The 1,677-nt window shown below is 42.0% G+C and carries 1 protein-coding gene; it reads right to left on the bottom strand.

Going from position 1 to position 1,677, the window contains the following annotated elements; all coding sequences use genetic code 11:
- Positions 1-324: 324 nt before the first annotated feature.
- A complete protein-coding gene (locus C200_RS12840; RefSeq protein ID WP_016212343.1) occupies positions 325-1,131 on the bottom strand; it encodes an SDR family NAD(P)-dependent oxidoreductase in 807 nt (268 codons plus the stop codon).
- Positions 1,132-1,677: the final 546 nt, after the last annotated feature.

Below are 1,677 nucleotides of genomic sequence, written 5' to 3'. Positions count from 1 at the left end.
CGGTCCAACAAGTTTTTTGCAATCGCTGCGAGCCATGGAGTGCTAAGCACGGGGTGAGTAGGCCGAGGTAGGTTCGGGTTTTTAGCAGAGCGGAGTTGCGAAAGGCCGTTAGGTCTGTAGCAAGCGTAACGAGTGTCTAAAAATCTATACGAACCGTAGAGTCATGTGAGAGCACAGTAGTGGAGTGTGCCGATTCAAGGCACGCAACGCTGTGTGACGCGGACAGCCGAGGGTTTATAGTCGTCGCGTTTTGCTCGGCGATTTTGCATCATTGGATGTGCAAAATACCTACCGAGGTAGCGACGCTTACGTTAGCCTGAGTTATTAGTCATATAAACTGTTTGACTTTGTGTCTGATTGATCGTCCTTATGTAAGATAGAGGTTGCCGCTTGTGCCAGTGGGTAGACCATAATCTCTGAAATGTTGACATGGGCTGGACGAGTTGCGCAGTAAATTACCGTGTCAGCGATATCCTCACCCATTAATGGCTCAAAGCCTGCATAAAACTGGTCAGAACGTGCTTTATCCCAGCGTTTTTCACTAAATTCCGTATGTACTGCACCTGGGTCAATTTCACTGATACGAATGTTATGGCCTGCAAGGTCTATGCGCAGTGAGCGGGTGAGTGCTTTTACGGCATGTTTGCTTGCACTGTAAACATTGCCACCCTTGTAATAATCATGACCTGCGATAGAGCCGATATTAATAATGTGCCCGGTATTGCGCTCAACCATACTAGTTAGGGTGGCTTTGGTAACATAAAGTAAGCCTTTGACATTAGTATCGATGATGGTATCCCAAATGTCTGTATCTGCATGCTGCATGAGCTCGGTCGTGCCGCCAAGGCCCGCATTGTTGATTAAAATATCAATGGACTGCCATTCTGTAGGTAAACTCTTAATGGTATGGTTAACGTGTTGCTTATCTCTGACATCCAGCTCTAAAGGCAGAGTTTTTGTGCCATATTTATGATGCAATGTGGTCGCGAGGTCATTAAGGCGATCAAAACGTCGTGCAGTGAGAATAAGCTTAGCACCTTGGGCGGCAAACTGTTCCGCACAGGCTTGACCAATGCCGGAAGAGGCACCTGTAATCAGGATAATTTTATTGGTTAACTTTGATTGTGGCATGGGGATTATCCTTAATTTAGTTGATTGTTCCGAGGTTCATTGGTTCATTTGGTTAGATATCTCAGGATGATAAAGAAAAACTATGCGAGTGTAAACTGTCAGCTTGAGTTTCAACGACTGTATTTAAATATACTCACTGAAACTTTAAAGACTCTGATGTAAAGCAGAAAAACTGTGACTTTTGTTTTCCATTCACTTTGATTAATGGCCAAACTGGCACAAAAATTATGCCCTAAATTCGAGATCGCTTAAAAGTAAGTGGGTATTAAATTAAATGCTCAATAAAGTTTTATGTTTATATTGCCACTTTATAGATGCAGTTGATTTAATTTGATGATGTTTTTAATGATTATTTAGGTGTTATTTTGAAATACTTAAATATTCGATTCAATTAACAGTACAAAGCACCATAGTGCTTATGTAACAATTGCGTGGAAATAACAATAACAAGGAAGATGTGGTAATGTATCCATTTGGTTGCTTAGTTAGATGGCCTTGCCAAACTCGAATTTATTGATAAATAAACCAACGCTGCGAGCCATGGAG

Origin of the sequence: Piscirickettsia salmonis LF-89 = ATCC VR-1361, from assembly GCF_000297215.2 — a bacterium.
GTDB lineage: Bacteria > Pseudomonadota > Gammaproteobacteria > Piscirickettsiales > Piscirickettsiaceae > Piscirickettsia > Piscirickettsia salmonis.
This window is presented reverse-complemented; position numbering and strand designations above follow the sequence as displayed.